The organism is Tepidanaerobacter syntrophicus, assembly GCF_001485475.2.
Lineage (GTDB): Bacteria > Bacillota > Thermosediminibacteria > Thermosediminibacterales > Tepidanaerobacteraceae > Tepidanaerobacter > Tepidanaerobacter syntrophicus.
Genome location: NZ_DF976999.1, coordinates 108,837 through 133,553, shown reverse-complemented (window position 1 = coordinate 133,553; position 24,717 = coordinate 108,837). Strand labels below are relative to the sequence as shown.

Genomic DNA, 24,717 nt, shown 5'->3' with positions numbered 1-24,717 from the left:
AAGTCAGAGAGTTGGCCAACCCTCAAAATTGAAGGATGGAGGATATAAGATGCAAGACTCTATGAACAATGCAAAAACGCTGTCAATAATTCCAATGCCCATAAAGGGCAGACCATATAAGCATCAGATTCGTGCTTTCAATTTCATCTGCAGTCTATTTGGGCTTTTGAAGGGTGGTGGTGTTTCTGCCATTTCCGGATGGGGTGCAGCGCTCCTGATGGAAATGGGCTGAACAGCACCGGGAAAACTCTTGTCTCAATCGCCATTATAGGAGCATTGAAAGCTATAGGAAGAATAAACCGTGTGCTGATAGTTGCACCGCTTTCCATACTTGGAGTCTGGGAGGATGAGTTTAAACGGTTCGCGGATTTTCCATATCAGCTTATAGTCCTTAATGGCACGATATCAAAGAAAATTCAACAGCTTAGGTTTCTAACTGGTGAAGGTGTCCATGTGGTGGTAGTTAACTACGAATCCGCATGGAGAATGGAGAAGGAACTGGCAAATTGGCATCCTGACCTTATCATAGCCGATGAAGGACACAAAATTAAAACTCATAATACAGCGGTTTCAAAAGCAATGCACCGATTGGGCTTGCTTGCCCGGTATCGGCTCCTACTGACAGGAACGGTTATAACCAACAAAGCCATAGATGTATTCAGCCAGTATAAATTTCTCGATCCACGCATCTTTGGCAACAGCTTTTATGCATTCCGAAACCGGTATTTCAACATGGTCGGCTATGGCAACCATACGCCAGTGCTGAAAAAATCAATGGAACAGGATTTGATGAAAAGGATTCACAGCATTGCATTCCGGGCGACCAAAGCGGAGTGTCTGGATTTGCCGGAAACCACCGATATTATTCGCCATATTGAGCTTGAGCCTGTCACTTTAAAGAAATATAAAGAGCTTGTCAAACAAAGCTATACTGAGCTGTCAGCAGGAGAAGTAACAGCTACAAACATACTGACACGCTTGCTTCGTCTTTCGCAATTAACCGGCGGCTTCATCGGAAGCGATGACGGTGGGAAAATCGAGCAAGTCAGTGATGCCAAGTTGAAAGCTCTTGAAGATATCCTTGAAAGCAGTATTCAAGAAGGACATAAGCTGGTTGTCATAGCAAGGTTTATCCCTGAAATTCATGCTATATGCAGGTTGCTGGAGAAAAAAAACATCGGCTATGCGTGTATTTATGGTGCGACTAAGGATCGCCAAGAACAAGTAAACCGGTTTCAATATGATCCCGACTGCATGGTGTTTGTAGGCCAGATTGCAACCGCTGGACTTGGTATTACGCTGACTGCTGCAAGCACAATGGTATTTTACTCCCTTGATTATTCCATGTCGAATTTCGAGCAGACAAAGGCCCGCATCCATAGAGTTGGACAGAAGAATGGCTGCACATATATCTACCTTATTGCCAAGGGTACTGTGGATTCAAAAATCCTGACTGCCCTACGCAATAAGGCAGATCTTGCAAAAATGCTGATAGACGACTACCGCAAAGGAGCAAATCCTTTTGCCCCAGAGGGAGGTGAAAGCTGTGAGCAATAATGCGATGTTTGAACTTGCTGACCGTCTTAAGGAGCTTCGCGATGCAAAAAAGGCCGCGGAAGAAGAACTGAAAAGCATTAATGCAGAGATTGACGATGTTGAATACCGCCTGTCTGAGCTGATGATCAGCAGTGAGACGCAAAACTTCACAAGAGCAGGAACAATGTTCTGCCTTTCAACGACAACAAGAGCCAGTGCTGCCGCAGGCATGAAGGAGGAACTGTTTGACGCACTACGCAGTAAAGGCTTTGGAGAACTCATCTATGAAACAGTCAATACAAATTCCCTGTCAGCATTTGTTAAAGAACAGATTGCGGAGAATGGGGACGAGCTTCCGGACTGGCTGAAAGGCCTTGTGAATGTCTTCGAAAAGACAACAGTAACTGTGCGGAAAGCAGCAAGGTGAATAGGTTCAAAGAGCAATGCTCCAATATTAATGTTCAAAGAATAACGATTCGAAGAACGATGTTTCAAAGAACAATGATATAGATTACATTCCAAATTCATAATTACGGAGGTATAAAAGCATGAAAAACAATGAACTCGTAACTATTAACGAAAATACAGGTTTTCTTCAGCTCGCTAATTTCAATCTTGACGAGGCAATGGCATCAGAACTTGACGGTCTTGACATGACTTTTGAACGCATAAAAATCCCGTCCGCAGGCAGCACAGTATTCGAAGTACCCGGGGAAAATCCCGGAGAACCTGATACTGTCAAAGAATTCTCAGCGGTAATTCTTTATCATCATCCACTTTATGCATACTACAAGGACAAGTATACCGGAGGCAGTAACCCACCGGATTGCGGAAGCTTTGATGGTATAACCGGCGAAGGAGACCCCGGAGGAAGCTGTGCCAAATGCCCATATAATCAGTTTGGTTCGGGGGAAAACGGCAGCAAAGCCTGCAAGAACCGCCGCAGGATATATGTACTGCGTGAAGGGGAGATTTTCCCGTTGATACTCTCATTGCCAACAGGATCGTTGAAAGAGTTTTCCCGCTACATCAAAAGGCTGCTTTCTAAAGGCAAAAAATCAAACAGCGTTGTTACTCGCTTTTCTTTGAAAAAGGCGACCAATTCAAGCGGTATCACCTATTCACAGGCTCAGTTTGCTGTAGATCGGGATCTGACCGCCGACGAATATGCGTTGATATCCAAGCTTTCCGAGCAGGTCAAAGCATTCAGTACCCGAGTCGGCCATGACACTGAACCTGCCGGTGAAGAGGTAATAAATGTAGACCCTGAATCAGGTGAAATTACTGAGCCGCTTAAGTGATTAAAGGCCCTATCGGAGAGTAACTTCCATCTCCGATAGGGCGGAAAGGAGAACCGCATGGGATACAAATGTGTTTATATGCTGTCTGAAATAAAAGAGTATCTGAAAAACACTGTCCTATTTGCTTTCGACTTTGAAACGTCACCCCGCGATAAATGGAGGAACGATAAAAGTGCAGCTCTGGATGCTCATAAAGCAGATATTACAGGGATCAGTTTTTCAGTATCAGAAGGGACTGCTATATATGTTCCACTTAAACATCGTAGCGGGCGAAATGCAGAGAACCAGGCGGCAATATGGGATTATCTGAAATTACTATTCGAATCAAAAGATGTAATAAAAGTTGCTCATAATCTGGCTTTTGAGTCTATGTTCCTTTACGCAAGAGGTATCGTCCTTCAAAAGCCTTGCTATGACACGATTGCAGCATCACAACTTACATTAAAAAGCAAGTGGGAGTTCAGAAGTCTTGCTGACAGCGGACTTAAAACGCTTGCGCCTGCACTCTGCAAAGCAGAAATGACAGAATTCTCAACGGTTACTGAAGGTCGGTTTTTCGATGAATTGAACCCTCAGGATGAGAAGACTGTCCGCTACGCTTGTGCTGACAGCGACTACACTCTTCGCTTGTATCATGTTTTCAATCAGTGGTTTGATAGATTTTTACCCAAACACAGAACTATTGTGGAAGAGGTAGAATCGCCTACATCAGTATATGTCGGGATAATGAAGTATAACGGCATATTGGTGGATAAGTCAGCCATGCTGAAGAAACAAGCGGAAGCCGCAGAAAAGATTGTCAGTATCAGAAAAGAGATTACCGGAATTATCGGCAATGTAGAGATTGGGGCAAATGCTTCAACTTCAGCATTTAAAAAATATCTTTTTGTGGATCTCGGTCTTCCGGTCATGAAAACGACCGCAAAACATCAGGAAGCTGCCGATGATGAAACCATGATCCTATTAAAAGGATGGTGTGAATCCAACAGGCCTGAACTTGCTCGCTTATTTGATCTGGTGCAAGAGTACCGCAAATGGGGCAAACTCAAATCCACCTATATAGACGGTTATCTTCGATTTATTGATGAGGATACCGGCAGGATTCATCCGGACCTTATACCATTGGGGACAGAGACAGGCAGATTTGCGTCAAGAAACCCGAATATGCAGAATTGTCCGCAGAAAGACAATGACCCAATAGGCGTACGGAAATTTATTATTGCACCGGAAGGAAAGGCTATTTTATCCCTTGACTTTTCACAGATAGAACTGCGCGTCGGAGCGTTTTATTGCAGGGACAAACGTATGCTGGAAACCTATCGTACTGGCGGTGATATCCATGCTCAGACCACTTCTGTTATTTACCGCATTCCTTTTGAAGAGGCAGCAGACAAAAATGCTCCACATTATAAAGAGCGCAGGACCATTGCAAAAAACTGCAATTTCGGTGTGTTCTATGGCCTGTTTCCTACTGGCTTACAGAGAACACTTAAATTTAAAGCTGGGCTGAACCCAACTTTGTCCGAATGTGAGACCATCATTCAAAACTTGAAATCCGGATACCCCGGTCTTGTCCGATGGCAAGATGAAGTTAAAAAGCGTACAGCTGAAAGCTGCTATACAGAAACATGGCTGGGCAGGCGAAGATACTTGCTGGGAATTCGGTCATCAGATTGGGGCAAGAAGTCCTTTGCCGAGCGGTGCGCATTAAATACACCTATTCAAGGTACAGCGGCAGATATTCTAAAGCTTGCCTGTGGGCGCATCATCAGTGGACTTCCCGAAAGGCTTTGGCTGAAACCTATGCTGCAGATACATGACGAGCTGGTTTTTGAATTACCGGAAGACAAGGTGGACGAAGCAGTTGTTTTTATAAAAGAGTGTATGGAAACACAACCCTTCCCTGAATTTGATGTACCTATCGTGGCAGAGGCCTCGGTAGGAAGAAATTTTGGAGAAATGAAAGAAATGGAGGATTGATGTTATGACTAATTTACAGGTTTTTAAGAATACAGAATTTGGAGAACTTAAAGTACTCGTTATTGATGGAAAGGAATACTTCCCTGCAACAGATTGTGCGAGGATTCTGGGATATAGTAACCCTCGTGATGCGATACAACGCCATTGCAAACCAGACGGGGTCGTGAAACACGACGGGGTCACCTTAACTACAAATCAATATGGTGTCTCGACTGAACAGCATGTTGAACGGACTTATATTACAGAGGGAAATCTATATCGTCTCATTATACGTAGCAAACTTCCTGCTGCTGAACGCTTTGAAAGATGGGTCTTTGATGAAGTGCTGCCCACGATCAGAAAATATGGAGTTTATGCTACAGATAAAGTTATCGAAGAGATGATTTCTAATCCGGAGTATGGCATCAGGATTTTCTCTGAACTGAAGGCAGAACGCGACAGACGGAAAGCATTAGAAATAGAAAATGCAAAGAACAAACAGATTATCAGTGAGTTGAAGCCCAAAGCGAGCTATTATGATCTCATATTGCAAAATAAAAGCCTTGTGCCGATCAGCAAGATTGCCAAGGATTACGGAATGTCTGGCCGCGCTTTCAATAAGCTGCTTCATGAGCTCGGAGTACAGTACAAAATGGGAAACTGCTGGCTTTTATATCAGGAGTACGCCGATCAAGGATACACGCAATCCAAGACCCATGCTATTGATGCAGAAAGAAGCGTAATGCACACATATTGGACACAAAAAGGAAGGCTGTTTATCTATGACCTTCTCAAAAACAAGAAAGGTATATTGCCTGTAATCGAACGTGAACAAAAAAGCGCATAGGCAGGGGGTAATACCATGAGTATCAGCAAGTTTAACGCGGAAGGATATTACGACCCCACACCCTATGAAGCACTGCTTAGGATTGAGCGAGAGGCCAGGAAAGCGCCCTACAGACCGATGGTATTTATCTGCAGCCCATATGCTGGTGATATAGAACGTAATATCCGTAAGGCTCAGGGGTACTGCCGCTTTGCAGTGAGCAGGAATTGCATACCTATTGCTCCGCACCTCTTGTTTCCGCAGTTTATGGATGACGATGATGAACAAATGAGAAATCTGGGATTGTTCTTTGGCATGGTACTGATGTCAAAGTGCTCAGAAGTGTGGGTATTTGGCAGAAAAATTACTAAAGGGATGTCCATTGAGATTGAAAAGGCAAAGCAGCGCAGCATTCCGATTCGGTATTTTAATGAACGATGCGAGGAGGTGCAGTGTAAGTGAGCATCTCATTCCCTAAAGAATTAGCAAACCGGAAGCAATGGATCTGCTGGCGTCTGGAACCAAACACAAAGGACGGAAGAGACAGTAAAATCCCTTACAATCCCTTAACCGGTAGAAAAGCCTCAAGCACTAACCCAAACGACTGGTCGACCCTTGACGATGCGATTGCGGCAAAAGAACAATATCTCTATACCGGATTAGGTTTTGTATTCGCAAAAAGCGGAGGTTTAGTAGGGATAGACATAGATCACTGCCGCGACAAAAACACTGGGGAATTAAGCGATACCGCCAAGGATATCCTTGAGCGGTTTCCGTCCTATACGGAAATCAGCCCTTCAGGAACTGGGCTTCATATTTTCTATAAAGGGGAGATGCCTGCCAAGGGCAATAAAAACACTAAAACCGGCGTTGAAATGTATGCCCACAGCAGATACTTCACAATGACTGGCGAGCGACTGCCAGGGACTCCTGATTACATTGCTGAAGATAATGGAGCTCTAGCCTGGATACATGAGAATTATATCAAAAGTAAAAAGCGGAGAGGAAAAAGCAAGAAAGACAGTAAGGTGGTTAAGCTAGAGCCGCTTACAGATGAAGAAATTCTGGAGAAAGCCCGGACAGCCGAAAACCATAAGGAATTTAATCTGCTATGGGAAGGAAAATGGCAGGAAGCAGGGTATCCGAGCCAGTCCGAAGCCGACCTTGCCCTTTGCTGTATGCTGGCTTTCTGGTCAGGCAAAAACAAAGAGCAGATGGACAGGCTGTTTAGAAATTCCGGGCTATTCCGGGAAAAGTGGGATACGGTACATCATGCAAGTGGAGCAACATATGGGCAGGAGACACTGGATAAGGCCATTGAAGTCACAGAGAACGTATACAGCCGCGAAAGCGAGTCAGTTATCTTTGAACATGAGGGTAGGTATTACCGCACCAGAGGCGAAAGTGTGTATCCTATAACAAATTTTATCATTCAACCGGTGGAGATGATTGTATCGGAAGATGAAACGCAGATGACTGCTGATCTTATTACAATCCGCGATGAAATATACCGCCAGACATTTATGACTACCGACTTCAATAACATCCAAAAGTTTAAAAATATCTTGAACCGCCGGACAATATCCTTAGGCTATTTTGGCTCAGAAGGAGATTTGGAACTGCTGAAAGGTTATATATCTGAAATGGAGTGGGTAAGGAAAACAGGGGTCAAGGCTCTTGGAATTTATGAGCATGGCGGGCGGATGGTATATGTTTCAACGGATGGTGCCATTGAAGCCGGAGGCAACATTGTTGAAGATATCGTGCAGCTTGATAAGTATAAAAGCATAACAACCGATATCCTAATCTTTGAACCATTGACAAAGGAACAGCTTATTATGCTTGGTGAATGGCTCCTCAGCTATAACGAGCCCATAAAAACGGTATCAGTAATGGCCTGGGTGGCCGGATGCTTCATTAAACCGCATCTTAAAAAATCAGGCATCAAGTTTCCTCATTTATTGCTTGTCGGAGAACAAGGCAGCGGAAAAAGTAATACATTGGAGCGGGTTATTCTGCCGGTATTTTCGTGCAGCAAAATCCGCGCAGCTACGCAGGTTACCGCATTTACACTGATGAAGGAATCTGCATCATCGAATCTGATACCGCAGCTGATGGATGAGTTCAAACCGTCAAAGATAGATAAGTTAAGGCTAAATGCCTTATACAACCATCTTCGAGATGCATATGACGGCCATGAAGGTGTCCGCGGTAGGGCGGATCAAAGTGCTGTTACTTATGAACTGTTGGCACCTATTATTGTAGCTGGTGAGGAATCGCCGGATGAAGCGGCCATCAGAGAACGGAGCATAGAATTGCTATTCAGCAAGAAGGACTTAAAACCAGCCAGCCATAGACAAGCATTTTATAAGCTGTGTGCAAAAGCGGATCTGCTTGGCAGCTTCGGTCGGAGCCTGCTGGATATAGCACTCAGAGTATCGTCCGTTGAGGCAGAGAATTGGTATGAGGAGGCAAAGTCAGAGATATCTGATGAGTTTCCATCCCGTATCGTCAATAATCTCGCCTGTTGCTATGCCGGATTGAGCCTAGTAAACAAACTGTGTGAATTCCTTAATGTAACGTGGGCTGAAGTATTTCCCATTAACAAAGGGGCATGTATTCGATATCTTCAAAACGGTGTGCAGGAGTACTTGCTGGATGGCGGCAGCAATAACAAGACCATCGTAGAACAGACGCTGGAAATCATGGCCCGGATGAAACTGGCTCCGAATCAAGACTACACTTTTGATAAAGATGGCAAGGTTATCGGGATTCGTTTCTGTGATGTATATGACCGCTATACCAAGTACAGACGCGATTATGCAATCACAGGTGAATGTCTTCCGTATAACCAGTTTCTGAAGCAATTGAGGCAAAGTGACTTTTTTATAGAGAGCAATAAAACGATGCGTTTCGGGAACGAAACTAAGAAAGCGTGGGCTCTTGATTTTTCGATATTGAAAGAGCGATGCGATGTGAGCGGCTTTGAAATCACAGATATTGAGCCTCTTTAGTATTGAAAAAGGTAACAAGGTAACAAAAAGGTAACGCCAGAAACGCTGATGAATAGCCACTTGTTACCGATGTTACCTTTGTTACCTCAACTTTATATATACGCGCGAAAGTACCATTGCTTTTTTAAGACTAAAAAATATAAAAATAAAAATATTTGTGTATACACCTACCCCAAAAAGAGGTAACAAGGTAACAAAATCCTGAAAAGCGCTTGGGAAGCTGATTTATGAGATGCCTTATTTGGACGTTACGAGGTTATAAGAGGGAAAAAGGTAACATTTTTGGAGGATGAGCGGTTATGTCTGAAAGAAGTATTGTGACTAAAGTACTGCGGTACTTAAAGACAGTACCGGGGTGTTTCTGTTGGAAGGAACATGGTGGTATGTACGGGACAGCGGGGATACCAGATATTATTGCCTGTGTAAATGGGCGGTTTATAGCTTTTGAAGTAAAAACCCCATCGGGAAAGACAACAAAACTGCAGGAAGCAACCATCAAAAAAATCCTCAATGCCGGAGGAGTGGCAGCGGTTGTTCATTCGGTAGATGAGGTGAAGGTTATTCTGGAAAAGCATGGCCTTCTATAAAGAACGAAGACATAACGAACAAGGGAACAAGCACTGCAAAGCAACGAAAAAAAGCATACTGCTTCAAAGATCAAGGTTTTTTATCTTGATTTTTTGGAGGTGCGATATGCTGATTGCATGGCAGTATTTAGATAAAAAAGCGGCTGCTGTTGAAGCTTTGAAAGATTACAGCAGCATGCAGTACATTATCGAGCACAGTGATGAGGATATATATGAAATTGAAACCCGTATGACAAGCCCTCATAGTGCAAAGATTACCGGAGTTCCGGGCAAACACAATCCCAAAAGCGGCGAAGAACGCCTTGCTGCTTGCCTTGACGAGATTGATGTGTTGAAAGAACGTTACAGGCGGGCATTGGAATATATGGAGTGGTTCAAGCCTGCTTGGGAAACCCTGTCGGAGGAAGAACAGTTTATACTGACAGAATTTTTTGTTAATGATGTGAGCAAGACAGAAGCTGTAGCAAACATCGGAGAGAAGCTGTTTCTTGAAAGAGCACAGGTGTACCGCAGGAAGGACAAGGCACTTAATCATCTGGCACTGCTTTTATACGGGAAGTAGTAATGAGATTTTTATGAGATGTAAAACACAGGTATCCAATATATAATGATATCGTGAAAAAATGACATTAAAACGCATAAGCCCTTCGGGGCTTTTTCTTATGACATAAAACGGGAGTGAAGAAAGATGTACGATAATTGTTTTGGCAGTAACGGAAGGAATGGCTGCAATATCCTGACTGTACACAAGTGCTTGCAAGATAAATGTTCCTTCTATAAAAGCACCCAGGAGTTAGAGGAAGATAGAAAAAAGGCTTATCTTTTGCTTGCAGCTTTACCACCCGATATGCAGAGATATATTTCAGATAAGTATTATAACGGCAGGATGCCATGGGCAAAAAGTAAATGTTCTGTTTAGTATTCCAGATGAGATTTTTATGAGATGAAATTCAGTAAAAAACCAAATATAATGGTATTGTGAAAAGTTATGGATAAGCCTTCATGGGATGAACCTGTGAGGGCTTTTTTATACGCGTAAAGGAGGTGGCCAGATGCCAAGAAAACCAAAAAGGCCTTGCTCCTTTCCCGGCTGTCCTGAACTGACGGACGGAAGGTACTGCGACATGCATCAAAGGCAAATGGATGCTTATTACAACAAATACGAACGAGATCCCCAAACAAGAAAACGCTATGGCCGGAGATGGAAACGCATCAGGGACAGATATATCTCAGAGCATCCGCTTTGCGAGGAGTGCCAAAAGTACGGAAGGCTTACACCAGCCGAAGAGGTACATCATATTATCCCTTTATCCAAAGGCGGAACCAATGCAGACAATAACCTTATGAGCCTGTGCAAACAATGTCACTCATCGATCACTGCTCGCGAAGGAGAACGATGGGCAAGACGGTAGGGGGGTCAAAATCTCTGGTGAAGCAGTTTTGTGCAACGGGCGGGGGTCACGCGCGAAAAATCGCAGTTTCAAACGGGGTATATCCCCTGTTTATTTTTACATGAATCGAGGTGATGTGTATGGCAAAGGACGGTACCAACCGCGGTGGGGCACGTATCGGTGCAGGACAGAAGAAAAAACCTCTGGCGGATAAGATTTTGGAAGGAAATCCCGGCAGACGAAAGCTCATGGTAATGGAGTTTACGGATGCTGCAGAACTGGAAGGAGAGAGCATGCCGCCACCGAGGGATTATCTTGCTGCAAAGCAGAAGAACGGAAAAACAACACTGGCGGTGGAAATATACGAAAAAACATGGCAGTGGCTTAAGGAACGCAGGTGTGTTCACCTTATCCCTGCGCAGCTTATAGAGCAATATGCCCAGAGTGTGGCGCGGTGGATTCAGTGCGAGGAATGTATCACTGAATTTGGCTTTCTTGCTAAGCATCCGACGACTGGCAATGCCATCCCGTCACCTTATGTGGCTATGAGTCAAAGCTTTATGAAACAGGCCAATAACCTGTGGTATCAAATTTATCAAGTCGTGCGGGAAAACTGTGCTACCGAATACAAGGGGGCTACTCCCCACGATGATGTTATGGAAAAACTACTGACAGCCAGGAGGGGTGGCTGATGCATAAACCAAATTCAATCTTTCTTAGGGAACTAAGAAAATATAAAGACCATTTAACGAAGCAGCAGTTTAAGACTCTGCGGGGACAAGTAATAAACGGAGATTGTGAGGGCGCAAAAAAGGGTCTTAAGAAAATATTGAACAGGAGAATGCAGCATGAACATACAAAAAATATCTGTTGAAAAACTTAATCCAGCAGCATACAACCCGCGCAAGGATTTAAAACCTGGCGATAAGGAATATGAAAAGCTAAAACGGTCAATAGAGGAATTTGGCTATGTGGAGCCTGTTATCTGGAACCAAAAAACAGGTAATGTGGTAGGCGGGCATCAACGCTTAAAGGTTTTGCTGGACTTGGGACAGACAGAGATAGATTGCGTTGTAGTGGATCTTGACCTGCAGAGAGAAAAAGCGCTTAATCTTGCCCTCAATAAGATTCAGGGAGAGTGGGACGAGAATAAACTGGCTGAACTGATGGCTGAGTTGGACGCAGGTGCATTTGATGTTTCGCTTACAGGGTTTGACGCTTCTGAAATAGACGAACTGCTTAACCGATGGTACTCCAAAGAGGCGATACAAGACAGCTTTGACATAGATAAAGCGCATGAGGAAATTGTGCAGCGCGAGCCTGTAACGAAGCGGGGCGATATCTGGCTTCTCGGGAATCATCGCTTGATGTGCGGCGACTCTACTAAGGATGAGGATTTTGAGAAGTTGATGGAAGGGTGTCACGCACAGATGGCAGTGACTTCCCCTCCATATGGGGTAGGCAAAGAATATGAAAAGGCCGGGATTGAACCATGGTTCGAGACAGTACGCCCAGTGATTAGAAACCTGTGCAGGTATGCAGATATTGTCTGCTGGAACTTAGGTGATCTCTATGCCACCGGCTCTCAGTTTATTGAACCCACCAGTGTTTACAGTGTGAATATGTTTTTGGCCAATGGTTACCGCCCTATCTGGATCCGCATTTGGAAGAAACAAGGGCAAAATTTCGGCGTAGGACCTTATCATCTTGTTTCAAACAAGCCGGTTCAGCAGTATGAGTATATTTCAGCCTTCAGCAATAAAGGAGAGACTGAGGAATATAACGATCAGGAATATGTATGGCTTTCAGCCTTTGCGGGACACAGTTATAAATTTGTGAAACGGCTTACAAAGGAAGAACGCAAGAAATGGGGCTATGCCGGGATATGGGAGATGACCACTGTCCGGGCAAACAAGGAGCATCCTGCAATGTTCCCTGTAGAGCTTCCATGGCGGTGCATCAAAATGCACAGCGACAAAGGCGGTATTGTGCTTGAGCCGTTCTCCGGCAGCGGCACTACTATAATTGCGGCTGAACAGACCGAGCGTAAATGCTACGCAATGGAGTTATCCCCTGTTTACTGTGATTTAGCTGTTAAGCGCTGGGAGGAATTCACCGGCGAAAAAGCCGTCAAACTGGAGGGTTAAGATTTATGGATATACTGAAAATACCAACAGAAAAACTAAAACCATCTAAATATAATCCGCGGAAGGACTTAAAACCGGGCGATCCTGAATACGAGAAACTCCGCCGATCCATTGAAGAGTTTGGATATGTAGAGCCGGTCATATGGAATAAACGCACCGGGAATATTGTCGGCGGACATCAGCGTTATAAAGTACTTACAGCTTTGGGGTATAAGGAGATCGACTGTGTTGTACTTGATTTGGATGAACAGCGGGAAAAGGCGCTCAATGTCGCGCTGAATAAAATCAGTGGTGAGTTTGATATTCCGCTTTTGACCGATCTGCTTATGGATTTAAATGAAGATGGCTTTGATGTTTCTCTTACCGGGTTTGATGCTGCGGAAATTGATGAGTTGTTCCGTGATAAATCAACCGCTAATGTCAAAGAGGATAATTTCGATACAGAAAAGGCAATTGCAGAGATTAAAATTCCGGTCACTAAAAAGGGCGACATATGGGTACTTGGCAGCCACCGTCTGATGTGCGGTGACAGCACACTGCTTTCAGATGTGCAAAAGCTGATGGATGGGCAAAAGGCGAGATTTGTTTTCACCGACCCACCCTGGAATGTTGATTACGGTTCAGATACCAGGCATCCAAGCTGGAAGCCAAGACAAATTCTAAATGACAATATGAGCACCGAAGAATTCGGCGCTTTTTTATTGCGCGCTTTTAAATGCATGAAAGAGGTTTCTGAAGCCGGATGCATGACCTATGTGGTAATGAGTGCTCAGGAATGGGGCAGTTTGATGAACGTCATGCGGGAGGCAGGGTATCACTGGTCGAGCACAATTATATGGAAAAAAGACAGCTTGGTACTATCAAGAAAGGACTATCATACCCAGTACGAGCCGATCTGGTATGGTTGGCTTGAAGGAACACGCCTTTGCCCGCTTAAAGACCGTAAACAGTCAGATGTTTGGGAGATACCCCGTCCTAAAGTATCGGAGGAGCACCCTACCATGAAGCCGGTATCGCTTGTAGCAAAGGCAATGCTCAATAGTTCCCATATTGGAGATTTAACTCTTGACCTGTTCGGTGGTTCTGGTACGACAATGATTGCGGCACAGCAGACCGGGCGGGTTTGTTTTATGATGGAGCTTGACTCGAAATACTGCGATGTGATTGTAAAGCGCTATGTTTCACAATTTGGCGCAGATTCAGTATTCTTGGTAACAGGTAGTGAAAAAATACCTTACGCGGAAACACAGATTGATTAAAAATGTCCTTGCTTTCCCCTCAAAACAGAGCGTTAATGTACTCCACCAAAAAGGAAAGGTGGGATTTTTTATGGGAATCAAAAATGTTTTAGCTTATTTGAGGGGAGGTGTATGGCATGAGCAATAACAGCTTTCGCTTTTCACAGAAGATTGTCGGTCAGGAGAGAAAAGCCATTGCCTCGGTCATAGCTGAAGCCCTTGAAGGCCAGGTGCGCTATGCCGGAGCACCGGAGTTTTTGTATGAGATTAAAGACGAAAAATCTGCTGGCAGTTGGACGATTGACAGGGACAGTGTGGTTCACTCACCGAAAATCAGTCTCAATGAAATAAAAACCATCCGTTCTGTTATTGACGCGCTGAATATGGCGGGCTTATCAGCAGAGGGAACCATGACAATTACTCTTTTTTTGGAGGGCTTTAGCGAGACAAGCCTTGAAAACCTTAATAATATGCTGGCCAGCAAAGAGACATTGATAAAGAAGGCGATGTTGATTGAGGGGGAACTTGTAGTCTTAGCTGAAAATGATGAGATTTCCTTCCCTTTCTGGAACGCGACTTTAAATGCTGATGAAGTGCAGACCTATATAACGCTGGCAAAGCAGATGGCAGAACAGGCAAAATTACAGAAGCGAGTACTACGAAAAGAAAAACCAACAGATAATGAAAAATATGCTTTTCGCTGTTTCCTGCTTAGGTTGGGTTTTATAGGTGATAACTTCAAAACTGAACGCAAGGTGTTGCTTTCAAGGCTGTCCGGTAACGGGGCGTATAGGAAAGGCAGAGCAAAGGCGGTGGACGAAAATGAATGATTTTCATAGCACCGCCTTCTTTGTCAAGCATCCGTTTAGGATAGAGGATTTAAAAGTGCCGCATCGGTATGAGACGAGGAAACGATTTGTAGTTGTAAAAACTATCGAGCTATCAAAGATTGATTATGATAACTTCGTTGCCGACCTATGTGTTGATCGCATTTTCATTGAGGAAAATAAAGGGCTTTGTCACATTAATGAGGATGGAGTGTGGCTTTGCTTGCTGGTTAAGCAGCGGGGACGGTCTGATGGAGTGTTGGTAATGCCGGATGGTAGAGATTACCCAAAGTATGCCGCATATTATCATGGAGAGGAGGACGAACTATGAGTGCAAGAGGCTTCCCTTCAAAAGAAACAGTCCTTCGCATTAAAGAGCAGTATCCGCCGGGAACACGTGTTGAGCTTATCTGCATGGATGATCCGTATTCTAAGCTGAAACCGGGAGACCAAGGAACAGTATCTTTCGTGGATGATATCGGAACCGTTCATATCAACTGGGACTGCGGTTCTTCTTTGGGTGTAGCCTATGGTATAGATGTGATCAGAAAGCTGTAAATGTACACAATTCAAGATGTGTAAAATTGTTCAAAATCCAGTGAAAACTCACGCAGAATTGCCTTGCTATCCTGTGTTTTCAATGGCCTAATGTACACTGCCAAAGGGCAAAAAACACAGAGAAAGCGAGGAAAAAGCGCAATGCTTACAACGAGATTTGGAATCGAGGTAGAATTGACGGGGATTACAAGAAAACAGGCGGCAAAAACTGCAGCAGCTTTTCTTGGAGGGAGGATTGAATCCAGCGGAGATTATTACGATACCCATAAGGTTATTGCACCGGATGGACGGATATGGAAATTCATGAGCGACGGGAGCATCCGGACTCAGAAAAAGGAAAACGGCAGGATTGTGGCGGCTGGCCGGGAATATAGCGTCGAGTTGGTAAGTCCGATACTGACATACCGCGAAGACATTGAAACCCTGCAGGAATTGATAAGAAGGCTTTGCAAGGCGGGAGGTTTTGCAAACACAAGCTGTGGAATTCATATCCATATAGACGGGGCAGACCACACACCGCGAAGCATCCGCAATTTTATCAATATTATCGCCAGCAAGAATGACCTTTTCTATAAAGCATTGCAGATTGAGCCGGACAGGATGCGGTTTTGTAAAAAGATGGATGCGGCACTGGTTGAGAAGATGAATCGGCGTAAGCCCAAAACCATGGCGGCGATTGAGAGCATCTGGTACGAAGGTTATAGCGAAAGCCGAAGCACCCATTACCATAATAGCAGGTACCACTTTTTGAACCTGCATAGCTTTTTTAACGGCAATGGGACAATTGAGCTTCGAGGCTTTAACAGCGAACTTCATGCGGGAAAAATCAGAAGCTACATAGTGCTTGCCCTTGCGTTAAACCATCAGGCGTTAACCCAAAAATGCGCTTCCAGCAAGAAACCGCAGGTTGAAAACGAGAAGTTTGCCATGCGGACATATCTCAACCGCATAGGACTTATTGGTGATGAGTTCAAAAACTGCCGGGAGCATCTTTGCAAACACCTTGATGGTAACGCAGCATGGCGGTTTCGGGCAGCATAGATAGACAAGCGCAGGGGCGGATCTCCGCCTCTGCCTTGTTAAATACAAGGAGGATGATACGATGAGCAAAGAAAAAGGAACCATATATTTAGCATACGGAAGCAATCTGAACTTAAGGCAGATGGCATACCGCTGCCCGACGGCAAAAGTGCTGGGGAGTGCAAAACTCACAGGATATCGGCTGTTATTCAGAGGCGGGAATGGTGGCGCAGTAGCAACAATAGAAAAGCAAAAAGGTGAAAGTGTACCAGTACTGCTCTGGAGAATCATGCCTAATGATGAGGAGGCGCTGGACAGATATGAAGGTTATCCGCATCTATACCGGAAAGAAATGGTTAAGGTACGTTTCAAAGGGCAGTGGGTGCCCGCAATGGTGTATATCATGAATGAAGGTAGACCTTTGGGAGCACCGGGTCGTTACTATTACGAGGTGATTCGGCAGGGCTATATAGATGCGGGTTTTGATATTTCATTTCTCAATAAAGCGGTAAGAGATTCAATTTCAGCGGCAGAGAAGTCAGAGGTGTAGGACATGGGTAACGAGAATCTGATAACTGATAAGATTTATCGGCAGATTATGGCCATACGGGACAGCGGTACCTGTAATATGTTTGACTTGCCAAGAGTACAGGAAGAGGCATATAAAATGGGGTTTTATGAATTAGTAGTATTTCTTAATGAACACAAGAAAGAATATGCCGAGTTTATCCTGACAGGCAAACGATAACGGTAATAACGTAACAAGCTTCATAGAAATCCACTAAGGAGAGGAACTTCATCCATGAGGTTCCTTTTTTCTTGCTCAATTTTAGGAAAGGAGGCGGCAAAGCTGCGGAAGTTAAAACGATATAAACCAACCAAGTTTATGGCGGAAGGTTCTCGATATGACAAGGAAGCGGCGGATGCCGCTGTTACTTTTATAAACTGCCTGAAGCATACCAAGGGTGAATGGTATGGAATGCCTTTTGAATTAATTGACTGGCAGGAACAGATTGTCCGGGATATATTCGGAATCTTGAAACCTAACGGATACAGGCAGTTTAACACTGCCTATATAGAAATTCCAAAAAAGCAGGGTAAGAGCGAACTTGCAGCGGCAATTGCTTTATACCTTACCTGCGGTGATTTCGAGCATGGCGGCGAGGTTTACGGATGTGCATCTGACCGTCAGCAGGCATCCATTGTTTTCGATGTTGCAGTAGATATGGTGGAACAGTGTCCGGCATTAAAATCTCGAATTAAACCAATGCTGTCACAGAAGCGGCTGGTTTATAAACCGTTAGGCAGTTTTTATCAGGTGCTTTCAGCGGAGGCATATACGAAACATGGCCTAAACGTCCATGGTGTGGTATTTGACGAACTTCATGCCCAGCCAAACAGGGATCTTTATGATGTAATGCTTCACGGATCTGGCGATGCAAGAAAACAGCCTCTGTTTTTCCTGATTACAACTGCGGGTACCGACCGTAATTCCATCTGCTGGGAAGTGCATCAAAAGGCTGAGGATATTCTTCAGGGACGTAAGATAGATCCGACTTTCTACCCTGTTATCTACAGTGCAGCCGATACCGATGACTGGACAAGTGAAAAGGTATGGAGAAAGGTTAACCCGTCACTGGGCATTACAGTCGACATCGAAAAATTGAGGGTGGCTTGTGAAAATGCCAAGCAAAATCCTGCAGAGGAAAATTTATTCCGTCAGCTCCGCTTAAATCAGTGGGTGAAACAATCGGTGCGCTGGATGCCAATGGATAAATGGGATAAGTGTGCGTTTCCTGTTGATGCAGAAAAATTGCGCGGTAGAACCTGTTACGGAGGACTTGACCTGTCATCTACTACCGATATTACCGCCTTTGTGCTGGTGTTTCCACCGCTTGATGAATCTGATAAATATCAGATTCTACCTTTTTTCTGGATACCGGAGGAGAATATTGATCAGCGTGTGCGGAGAGATCATGTGCCTTATGATGTCTGGGAGAGGCAAGGCTTTTTATATACCACTGAGGGTAACGTCGTGCATTATGGCTTTATCGAAACCTTTATTGAGGAACTCGGAATGAAATATAACATTAAGGAAATAGCCTTTGACCGCTGGGGCGCAATTCAGATGACGCAAAACCTCGAGGCTTTGGGGTTTACGGTTGTTCCATTCGGTCAGGGTTTCAAGGATATGTCGCCGCCTACAAAAGAGTTGATGAAGCTGACATTGGAAGAACGCATCGCCCATGGTGGTAATCCAGTACTGCGGTGGATGATGGACAATATCTATGTCAAAACCGACCCCGCCGGAAACATTAAGCCGGATAAAGAAAAATCCACCGAGAGAATAGATGGTGCGGTAGCGTTAATTATGGCGCTTGACCGCGCGTTAAGGCATGACGGGGATGAACGCAACGGATCAATTTATGATGAAAGGGGGCTGTTGATTATATGAGTGTATTTTCCCGTTTGTTCAAAGCAAGGGATAAGCCGAAAAACAGCCTGTTCGGTAATGCATATAGCTTTTTCTTCGGCGGCACATCCAGCGGAAAGACTGTCAATGAGCGGACTGCTATGCAGACAACTGCAGTGTATGCCTGTGTAAGGATACTTGCAGAAGCCATCGCCGGGCTTCCGCTTCATGTGTACCGCTATAAAGAAGACGGTGGCAAAGAAAAAGCGTTGACCCACCCGCTCTATTATTTACTCCATGACGAACCAAACCCTGAGATGACTTCATTCGTGTTCCGAGAAACACTGATGAGTCATCTTCTTTTATGGGGAAATGCTTACGCTCAAATTATTAGGGACGGTTCCGGACGAGTGCTGGCGCTTTATCCACTTTTGCCAAACAAAATGACGGTAGACAGGGCTCCAAACGGAGAACTGTTTTACACTTATCGGCGCGACAGCGATGAGAGTAGGGTTAATCCAAAAGCAGGCCTTATATACCTACGAAGTGATGAGGTTCTTCACATCCCGGGACTCGGTTTTGACGGACTGATCGGATACTCCCCTATTGCTATGGCCAAGAACGCCATAGGCATGGCTATTGCCTGTGAGGAGTATGGTGCATCCTTTTTTGCCAACGGAGCAAATCCGGGTGGCGTTCTGGAACATCCCGGCGTATTAAAGGATCCGGCAAAGGTGCGAGAAAGCTGGAATGCTGTTTATCAAGGAAGTGCCAATGCTCATCGCATTGCAGTTCTGGAAGAGGGAATGAAGTTTCAACCAATCGGCATTCCACCCGAACAGGCACAGTTTTTAGAGACAAGAAAGTTTCAGATAAATGAAATTGCTCGGATATTCCGAGTACCTCCCCATATGGTTGGAGATCTTGAAAAGTCAAGCTTTTCAAACATCGAACAGCAATCTTTGGAATTTGTTAAATACACGCTTGACCCGTGGGTGGTGCGTTGGGAACAGGCTCTCCAAAAAGCGCTGCTTTTACCGTCAGAGAAGCGGATATACATTGTCAAATTCAATGTAGATGGTCTTCTGCGCGGTGATTATGCAAGCCGCATGAATGGTTATGCTGTAGCTCGCCAGAACGGCTGGATGAGCGCAAATGATATCCGCGAACTTGAGGATATGAACCGGATACCAGCAGAGTTGGGTGGCGACCTATATCTTGTCAACGGTAATATGACTAAGCTTGCTGATGCAGGTGCATTTGCAGGTAAAACCAATGCTGAAACGGAGGGATCAAAAGTTGAACAAATCGCAAAAACCAAAACCGGTTCGCCGCTTCTGGAACTGGATACAAAACGATGATGGCAGCCGGACATTATATATTGACGGCCCAATAGCTGAAGAAAGCTGGCTGGGAGACGAAGTAACTCCCAAGCAGTTCAAATCAGAGCTGTTGTCCGGAGAGGGTGATATAACGATCTGGATCAACAGCCCTGGCGGAGATATATTTGCAGCTAATCAAATTTACAACATGCTTATGGATTACAAAGGCAAAGTGACGGTAAAGATTGACGGTATTGCAGCCAGCGCCGCTTCGGTCATAGCTATGGCCGGAGGTGACGTCTTTATGTCACCAGTCAGCATGATGATGATTCACAACCCTATGACAATAGCCATCGGTGATACAGAAGAAATGGAGAAAGCTATCGCAATGCTGGAAGAAATAAAGGAATCCATCATCAACGCTTATGAACTGAAAACCGGACTTTCCAGGGCAAAAATATCGCACCTAATGGACGCGGAAAGCTGGTTTAACGCAAGAAAAGCGGTGGAACTTGGCTTTGCCGATGGTATCTTGTTTATGGAAAATGAATCATTTCCATCCGAATTTGAAGTATCAGGAGGAATGATCTTCAGTAGGCAGGCAGTGACAAATTCCATCCTGCAAAAGCTTAAACCAAAAGAAAAACCAAAAGGGACCCCGATTGAGTCGCTTGAAAAGCGGCTTTTTTTATTAAAACCATAAGGAGGATTTGATTATGAGCAAAATACTGGAACTGCGTGAAAAACGCGCGAAAGTATGGGAAGCTGCTAAAGCTTTCCTCGACAGCAAACGCGGGAACGACGGACTGCTTTCACCGGAGGATACCGCGACTTATGAAAAAATGGAAGCCGACGTTATTGCGCTGGGCAAAGAAATAGAACGTCTTGAGCGTCAGGCTGCCATAGATTTGGAACTGTCAAAACCGTTGAATATTCCTATTACAGACAAACCCACTTCCATATCTGGCAACAATGAGAAAACCGGACGTGCCAGCGATGAGTACAGGCAGTCTTTCTGGAACATGATGCGCGGCAGGCGCAAATATGACGTGCATAACGCGCTGCAGATTGGAGAGGACACCGAAGGTGGATATCTTGTCCCCGACGACTTTGAGCGTACTCTTGTGGAAGCGCTGGAGGAGGAGAATATATTTAGGCAGATTGCCAATGTTATTACCACGTCCAGCGGCGACAAGAAAATTCCTGTGGTGGCAAGCAAGGGTACTGCATCCTGGGTGGATGAGGAAGGTCAGATTCCGGAAAGTGATGACTCCTTTGCACAGGTATCCATCGGCGCATATAAGCTGGCTACTATGATCAAGGTGTCAGAGGAATTGTTAAACGACAGTGTATTTAACCTTGAGCAGTATATAGCCAAAGAATTCGCCCGCCGAATCGGAGCAAAAGAGGAGGAAGCATTTTTTATCGGCGACGGATCTGGCAAGCCAACCGGTATCTTGGCAGATAACGGCGGTGGCGAGATAGGAGTAACTGCGGCGAGTGCAACAGCCATTACCCTTGACGAGATCATGGACTTGTTCTACAGCCTAAAGTCTCCGTACCGCAGGAACGCTGTATTCATTATGAATGATTCGACAATTAAAGCTATAAGGAAGCTCAAAGACAACAACGGTCAGTATCTCTGGCAGCCTTCTGTAACTGCTGGAACACCGGATACTATCCTCAATCGTCCAGTTAAAACTTCTGCATTTATGCCAGCCATTGCCGCCGGAGCAAAGACAATTGTATTTGGTGATTTTTCCTACTACTGGGTGGCAGACCGTCAAGGCAGGGTTTTTAAGCGGCTCAATGAGCTGTATGCTGCTACCGGACAGGTAGGATTCATGGCAACCCAGCGTGTAGATGGCAAGCTGGTACTGTCTGAAGCAGTCAAGATACTGCAGCAGAAATCAGCTTAATGAAAACGGAGGGCAGCGGCATGGAGCTTTTGGAGAAGGTTAAAGCAAACCTCATATTGCAGCACAGCGAAGATGACGCACTTTTACAAGAGTATATCAAAGCCGCAGTGGCCTATGCAGAAAGTTACCAGAAAAAGCCGGAAGGATATTATGCCGAAAACCCAATGCTGCCTACTACTGAGCAGGCTGTCATTATGCTGTCGAGCCATTTTTATGAAAGCAGGGATGGCTCGACGGCTGGCTTTTTTGGGGATAGTGTGCAGGCAGGACAGCAGGTATGGAATACAGTTAACCTTTTGTTGTGGCTTGACCGGGATTGGAAGGTGTAAATATGGGCCTTGGGAAAATGAAAACTTTCGTGGACATTATCTCAGTCAAGCCGGTTAAGGATAGTGAGGGTTTTACTGAAAAAGATGATGTCATTCTTGCTTCGGTAAGGGCATACAAGGAAGATAGGCATGGCAGTGAAAAATGGGCAAACAGGGCGGCGTTTTCGCAGGCGTCTGCCCTGTTCCGCTTCCGTAAGATACCTAACCTGGAAGTTACCACAGATCTTGTACTCGTTTGCAGCGATGGCAGGTACAACATTATCAGTGTAGAGGATGTGAAGGGACGCGGAATGTATATTGAGGTGCTTGCGGAAAAAGTGAAATCAAGCAAAGCATAAAAGGGGGAGCTGCAACGTGGCTAAGGTGGAAGTTAAAATGCCGGAAGAGTTCTTGCTCAAGTTATCCAGACTTGGAGAAAGAACAGACGAAATCATACCTAAGGTGCTGGAAGCAGGCGGGGAAGTGGTTCTTTCAAAAGTAAAGTCCAATCTTCAGTCAGTTATCGGGAGCGGCACTAAATATCCGTCCAGAGCAACCGGTGAATTGGTAAATGCTTTGGGACTTTCTCCTGCCAAACAGGACAGGGATGGAAACCACAACATAAAAATCGGCTTTACTGAACCAAGGAAGGATGGGGAAAGCAATGCGAAGATTGCTAATATTATTGAGTATGGCAAGTCCGGGCAGCCTCCAAGGCCCTTTTTGAAACCGGCAAAATCAGCTACAAGGAAGTCCTGCATCGAAGTAATGAAGTCAAGACTGGAACAGGAGCTGGGTCGTATATGAGCATATTGTCAGAATTAAACTCGTTATTAGATGGTTTGGGTATCCCCATTGAAACCGGGGTATTTAGCGGTGTACCGCCAGATGAGTACCTTGTCATTACTCCGATGACAGATACATTTGAAGTTTTTGCAGACAACCGGCCTCAGGTAGAAACTCAGGAGGTAAGGTTGTCTTTATTTACCAAGGGAAACTACACTGCCCGTAAAAACGAAATAGTGAACACATTGCTTCAAGCAGGCTTTACCATTACCGACAGGCGGTATATAGGCCATGAGGACGATACCGGCTATCACCACTATGCCATTGATGTGGTAAAAGAGTATGAAGTAAAGGAGGAATGAAAAACATGGCCACAATCGGACTGGACAGGTTATATTATGCCAAAATAACTGAGAATGAAAACGGAGAAGAGACATACGACACGCCTGTTCCGCTGGCTAAGGCTATTACGGCAGAACTTTCTGTCGAGCTCGCAGAGGCGACACTTTATGCCGACGACGGGGCGGCAGAAGTGGTCAAGGAATTTCAAAGCGGCACACTGACTCTTGGTGTTGCAGATATCGGAGTAGACGCTGCTGAGGTTTTGACGGGAGCCACCCTTGATGACAATAAGGTGCTGATTTCCACCAGCGAGGATGGTGGCGCGCCTGTGGCAATCGGCTTTAGAGCCAAGAAAGCTAACGGCAAGTACAGGTATTTTTGGCTTTACAGGGTTAAATTCGGAATCCCGGCTACAAATCTCCAAACGAAAGGTGATAGCATTACCTTTTCGACACCCACCATTGAAGGGACAGTCATGAGACGTAACAAACCAGATGGCCAGGGAAAGCACCCTTGGAAGGCGGAGGTCAGCGAAGACGATCCCGGTGTATCGCCTGAAACTATTACCGGCTGGTATACGGAAGTTTATGAGCCGGTATTTGCTGTGGGAGGAGGCAGTGAATGATGCAGGATAATGACAGAAGCGCAGTTATCAAAATCGGCGATGAAGAATATCAGCTTATTCTAACCACTAAAGCGACAAAGGAGATTGCAAAAAGGTACGGCGGTCTTGAAAACCTCGGCACGAAACTGATGAAAACCGAGAACTTCGAGATGGCTCTTGACGAAGTGGTATGGCTGATTACACTGCTGGCTAACCAGAGCATTTTGATACACAACCTCAAAAATCAGGATAAGCGTGAACTCCTGACTGAAGAGACAGTGGAACTTCTCACATCTCCCTTGGAACTGGCAGCATATAAAGACGCTATCATGGAAGCAATGTTCAAGGGTACCAAAAGAAACGTTGAAAGTGAGGATGACTTAAAAAACACACCGGCCGAGTGAGCGATGAGGAATTGTTCACTCGGCTTCTATATTACGGTACTGTTCAGCTCAACCGTTCAGAGGATGAAGTATGGCTAATGCCTATTGGGTACCTGCTTGATTTATGGGAGTGCCATAAGCAGTTTTTAGGGCTGGCGAAACCAAAGCGTATGCTTACCATTGATGATGTGATACCTTACGGAATTTAAAAATTTTGCAGGAAAGGAGGCGGTTAT

General features: G+C 45.0%; 30 protein-coding genes and 1 pseudogene. All 31 read left to right on the top strand.

The annotated features are described in order from the left end of the window. The first annotated feature begins 94 nt into the window (after positions 1-94). The 31 genes and pseudogenes from TSYNT_RS01575 (at position 95) to TSYNT_RS12095 (ending at position 24,690) form a co-directional block, all read left to right on the top strand. Positions 95-1,557: pseudogene (locus TSYNT_RS01575) on the top strand (DEAD/DEAH box helicase). Beyond that, on the top strand, positions 1,523-1,963 hold the full coding sequence (locus TSYNT_RS01570) for a gp33 family protein (RefSeq protein WP_059031413.1): 441 nt from the start codon (positions 1,523-1,525) through the stop codon (positions 1,961-1,963). The pseudogene TSYNT_RS01575 and the gene TSYNT_RS01570 overlap by 35 nt, the downstream one beginning before the upstream one ends. A 121-nt stretch (positions 1,964-2,084) precedes the next feature. Beyond that, positions 2,085-2,837, top strand: coding sequence for a hypothetical protein (locus TSYNT_RS01565; protein ID WP_059031412.1), 753 nt, complete (start codon positions 2,085-2,087; stop codon positions 2,835-2,837). A 57-nt stretch (positions 2,838-2,894) separates the two neighbouring features. After that, a complete protein-coding gene (locus tag TSYNT_RS01560; protein ID WP_059031411.1) occupies positions 2,895-4,817 on the top strand; it encodes a bifunctional 3'-5' exonuclease/DNA polymerase in 1,923 nt (640 codons plus the stop codon). Between the two features lie 4 nt (positions 4,818-4,821). Next, positions 4,822-5,643 (top strand): phage antirepressor, encoded by an 822-nt coding sequence (locus tag TSYNT_RS01555; RefSeq protein WP_059031410.1) that lies wholly within the window; start codon positions 4,822-4,824, stop codon positions 5,641-5,643. 15 nt (positions 5,644-5,658) lie between these two features. Beyond that, the gene (locus TSYNT_RS01550; RefSeq protein ID WP_004400050.1) at positions 5,659-6,084 is read left to right on the top strand and encodes a DUF7768 domain-containing protein; all 426 of its coding nucleotides are present in this window, start codon (positions 5,659-5,661) and stop codon (positions 6,082-6,084) included. Further along, positions 6,081-8,636 (top strand): phage NrS-1 polymerase family protein, encoded by a 2,556-nt coding sequence (locus TSYNT_RS01545; protein WP_059031409.1) that lies wholly within the window; start codon positions 6,081-6,083, stop codon positions 8,634-8,636. The genes TSYNT_RS01550 and TSYNT_RS01545 overlap by 4 nt, the downstream gene beginning before the upstream one ends. A 299-nt stretch (positions 8,637-8,935) precedes the next feature. Continuing rightward, positions 8,936-9,223, top strand: a complete 288-nt coding sequence (locus TSYNT_RS01540; protein ID WP_059031408.1) for a VRR-NUC domain-containing protein — start codon at positions 8,936-8,938, stop codon at positions 9,221-9,223. A gap of 106 nt (positions 9,224-9,329) precedes the next feature. Next, positions 9,330-9,785 (top strand): hypothetical protein, encoded by a 456-nt coding sequence (locus TSYNT_RS01535; RefSeq protein WP_059031407.1) that lies wholly within the window; start codon positions 9,330-9,332, stop codon positions 9,783-9,785. A 126-nt stretch (positions 9,786-9,911) separates the two neighbouring features. Beyond that, positions 9,912-10,142: a hypothetical protein gene (locus TSYNT_RS01530; protein ID WP_028306843.1), complete on the top strand. Its 231-nt coding sequence runs from the start codon at positions 9,912-9,914 to the stop codon at positions 10,140-10,142. Positions 10,143-10,275: 133 nt separating this feature from the next. Next, positions 10,276-10,635, top strand: a complete 360-nt coding sequence (locus TSYNT_RS01525) for an HNH endonuclease (RefSeq protein ID WP_059031406.1) — start codon at positions 10,276-10,278, stop codon at positions 10,633-10,635. Positions 10,636-10,754: 119 nt separating this feature from the next. Beyond that, the gene (locus TSYNT_RS01520) at positions 10,755-11,306 is read left to right on the top strand and encodes a P27 family phage terminase small subunit (protein ID WP_003515999.1); all 552 of its coding nucleotides are present in this window, start codon (positions 10,755-10,757) and stop codon (positions 11,304-11,306) included. A 156-nt stretch (positions 11,307-11,462) separates the two neighbouring features. Then, positions 11,463-12,761, top strand: a complete 1,299-nt coding sequence (locus tag TSYNT_RS01510; protein WP_059031404.1) for a site-specific DNA-methyltransferase — start codon at positions 11,463-11,465, stop codon at positions 12,759-12,761. A 5-nt stretch (positions 12,762-12,766) separates the two neighbouring features. Continuing rightward, entirely contained in the window at positions 12,767-14,020 is a 1,254-nt protein-coding gene (locus TSYNT_RS01505) for a site-specific DNA-methyltransferase (protein ID WP_059031403.1), read from the top strand. 116 nt (positions 14,021-14,136) lie between these two features. Beyond that, positions 14,137-14,829: a hypothetical protein gene (locus TSYNT_RS01500; protein ID WP_059031402.1), complete on the top strand. Its 693-nt coding sequence runs from the start codon at positions 14,137-14,139 to the stop codon at positions 14,827-14,829. After that, complete coding sequence (locus TSYNT_RS01495; RefSeq protein ID WP_059031401.1) at positions 14,822-15,157, top strand: hypothetical protein; 336 nt, start codon at positions 14,822-14,824, stop codon at positions 15,155-15,157. Before TSYNT_RS01500 ends, TSYNT_RS01495 begins: the two co-directional genes overlap by 8 nt. Then, positions 15,154-15,384 carry a DUF4314 domain-containing protein gene (locus TSYNT_RS01490; RefSeq protein WP_013782362.1) on the top strand — a complete coding sequence of 77 codons (231 nt, stop codon included), beginning with the start codon at positions 15,154-15,156 and terminating at the stop codon, positions 15,382-15,384. The genes TSYNT_RS01495 and TSYNT_RS01490 overlap by 4 nt, the downstream gene beginning before the upstream one ends. Before the next feature lie 141 nt (positions 15,385-15,525). Next, entirely contained in the window at positions 15,526-16,425 is a 900-nt protein-coding gene (locus TSYNT_RS01485) for an amidoligase family protein (RefSeq protein ID WP_059031400.1), read from the top strand. A 61-nt stretch (positions 16,426-16,486) separates the two neighbouring features. Next, positions 16,487-16,954, top strand: coding sequence for a gamma-glutamylcyclotransferase family protein (locus TSYNT_RS01480; RefSeq protein ID WP_059031399.1), 468 nt, complete (start codon positions 16,487-16,489; stop codon positions 16,952-16,954). A 3-nt stretch (positions 16,955-16,957) separates the two neighbouring features. Continuing rightward, a complete protein-coding gene (locus TSYNT_RS01475; RefSeq protein WP_059031398.1) occupies positions 16,958-17,152 on the top strand; it encodes a DUF5049 domain-containing protein in 195 nt (64 codons plus the stop codon). Between the two features lie 54 nt (positions 17,153-17,206). Then, positions 17,207-18,859, top strand: a complete 1,653-nt coding sequence (locus TSYNT_RS01470; protein ID WP_014256685.1) for a terminase large subunit — start codon at positions 17,207-17,209, stop codon at positions 18,857-18,859. After that, a complete protein-coding gene (locus TSYNT_RS01465) occupies positions 18,856-20,178 on the top strand; it encodes a phage portal protein (protein ID WP_059031397.1) in 1,323 nt (440 codons plus the stop codon). The genes TSYNT_RS01470 and TSYNT_RS01465 overlap by 4 nt, the downstream gene beginning before the upstream one ends. Next, positions 20,117-20,842, top strand: coding sequence for a head maturation protease, ClpP-related (locus TSYNT_RS01460; protein ID WP_059031396.1), 726 nt, complete (start codon positions 20,117-20,119; stop codon positions 20,840-20,842). Before TSYNT_RS01465 ends, TSYNT_RS01460 begins: the two co-directional genes overlap by 62 nt. A gap of 13 nt (positions 20,843-20,855) precedes the next feature. After that, a complete protein-coding gene (locus TSYNT_RS01455) occupies positions 20,856-22,058 on the top strand; it encodes a phage major capsid protein (RefSeq protein WP_013297316.1) in 1,203 nt (400 codons plus the stop codon). A gap of 20 nt (positions 22,059-22,078) precedes the next feature. Next, positions 22,079-22,387 (top strand): head-tail connector protein, encoded by a 309-nt coding sequence (locus TSYNT_RS01450; protein ID WP_059031395.1) that lies wholly within the window; start codon positions 22,079-22,081, stop codon positions 22,385-22,387. Positions 22,388-22,389: 2 nt separating this feature from the next. Continuing rightward, positions 22,390-22,725: a head-tail adaptor protein gene (locus TSYNT_RS01445; RefSeq protein ID WP_003516026.1), complete on the top strand. Its 336-nt coding sequence runs from the start codon at positions 22,390-22,392 to the stop codon at positions 22,723-22,725. A 16-nt stretch (positions 22,726-22,741) separates the two neighbouring features. Next, positions 22,742-23,173, top strand: a complete 432-nt coding sequence (locus TSYNT_RS01440) for an HK97-gp10 family putative phage morphogenesis protein (protein ID WP_003516027.1) — start codon at positions 22,742-22,744, stop codon at positions 23,171-23,173. Further along, positions 23,170-23,514, top strand: a complete 345-nt coding sequence (locus tag TSYNT_RS01435; protein ID WP_059031394.1) for a hypothetical protein — start codon at positions 23,170-23,172, stop codon at positions 23,512-23,514. The genes TSYNT_RS01440 and TSYNT_RS01435 overlap by 4 nt, the downstream gene beginning before the upstream one ends. A 5-nt stretch (positions 23,515-23,519) precedes the next feature. Then, positions 23,520-24,119, top strand: coding sequence for a major tail protein (locus TSYNT_RS01430; protein WP_004464008.1), 600 nt, complete (start codon positions 23,520-23,522; stop codon positions 24,117-24,119). Continuing rightward, positions 24,119-24,502 (top strand): hypothetical protein, encoded by a 384-nt coding sequence (locus TSYNT_RS01425; protein WP_059031686.1) that lies wholly within the window; start codon positions 24,119-24,121, stop codon positions 24,500-24,502. The genes TSYNT_RS01430 and TSYNT_RS01425 overlap by 1 nt, the downstream gene beginning before the upstream one ends. Continuing rightward, on the top strand, positions 24,499-24,690 hold the full coding sequence (locus TSYNT_RS12095; protein ID WP_003520671.1) for a hypothetical protein: 192 nt from the start codon (positions 24,499-24,501) through the stop codon (positions 24,688-24,690). The genes TSYNT_RS01425 and TSYNT_RS12095 overlap by 4 nt, the downstream gene beginning before the upstream one ends. Positions 24,691-24,717: the final 27 nt, after the last annotated feature.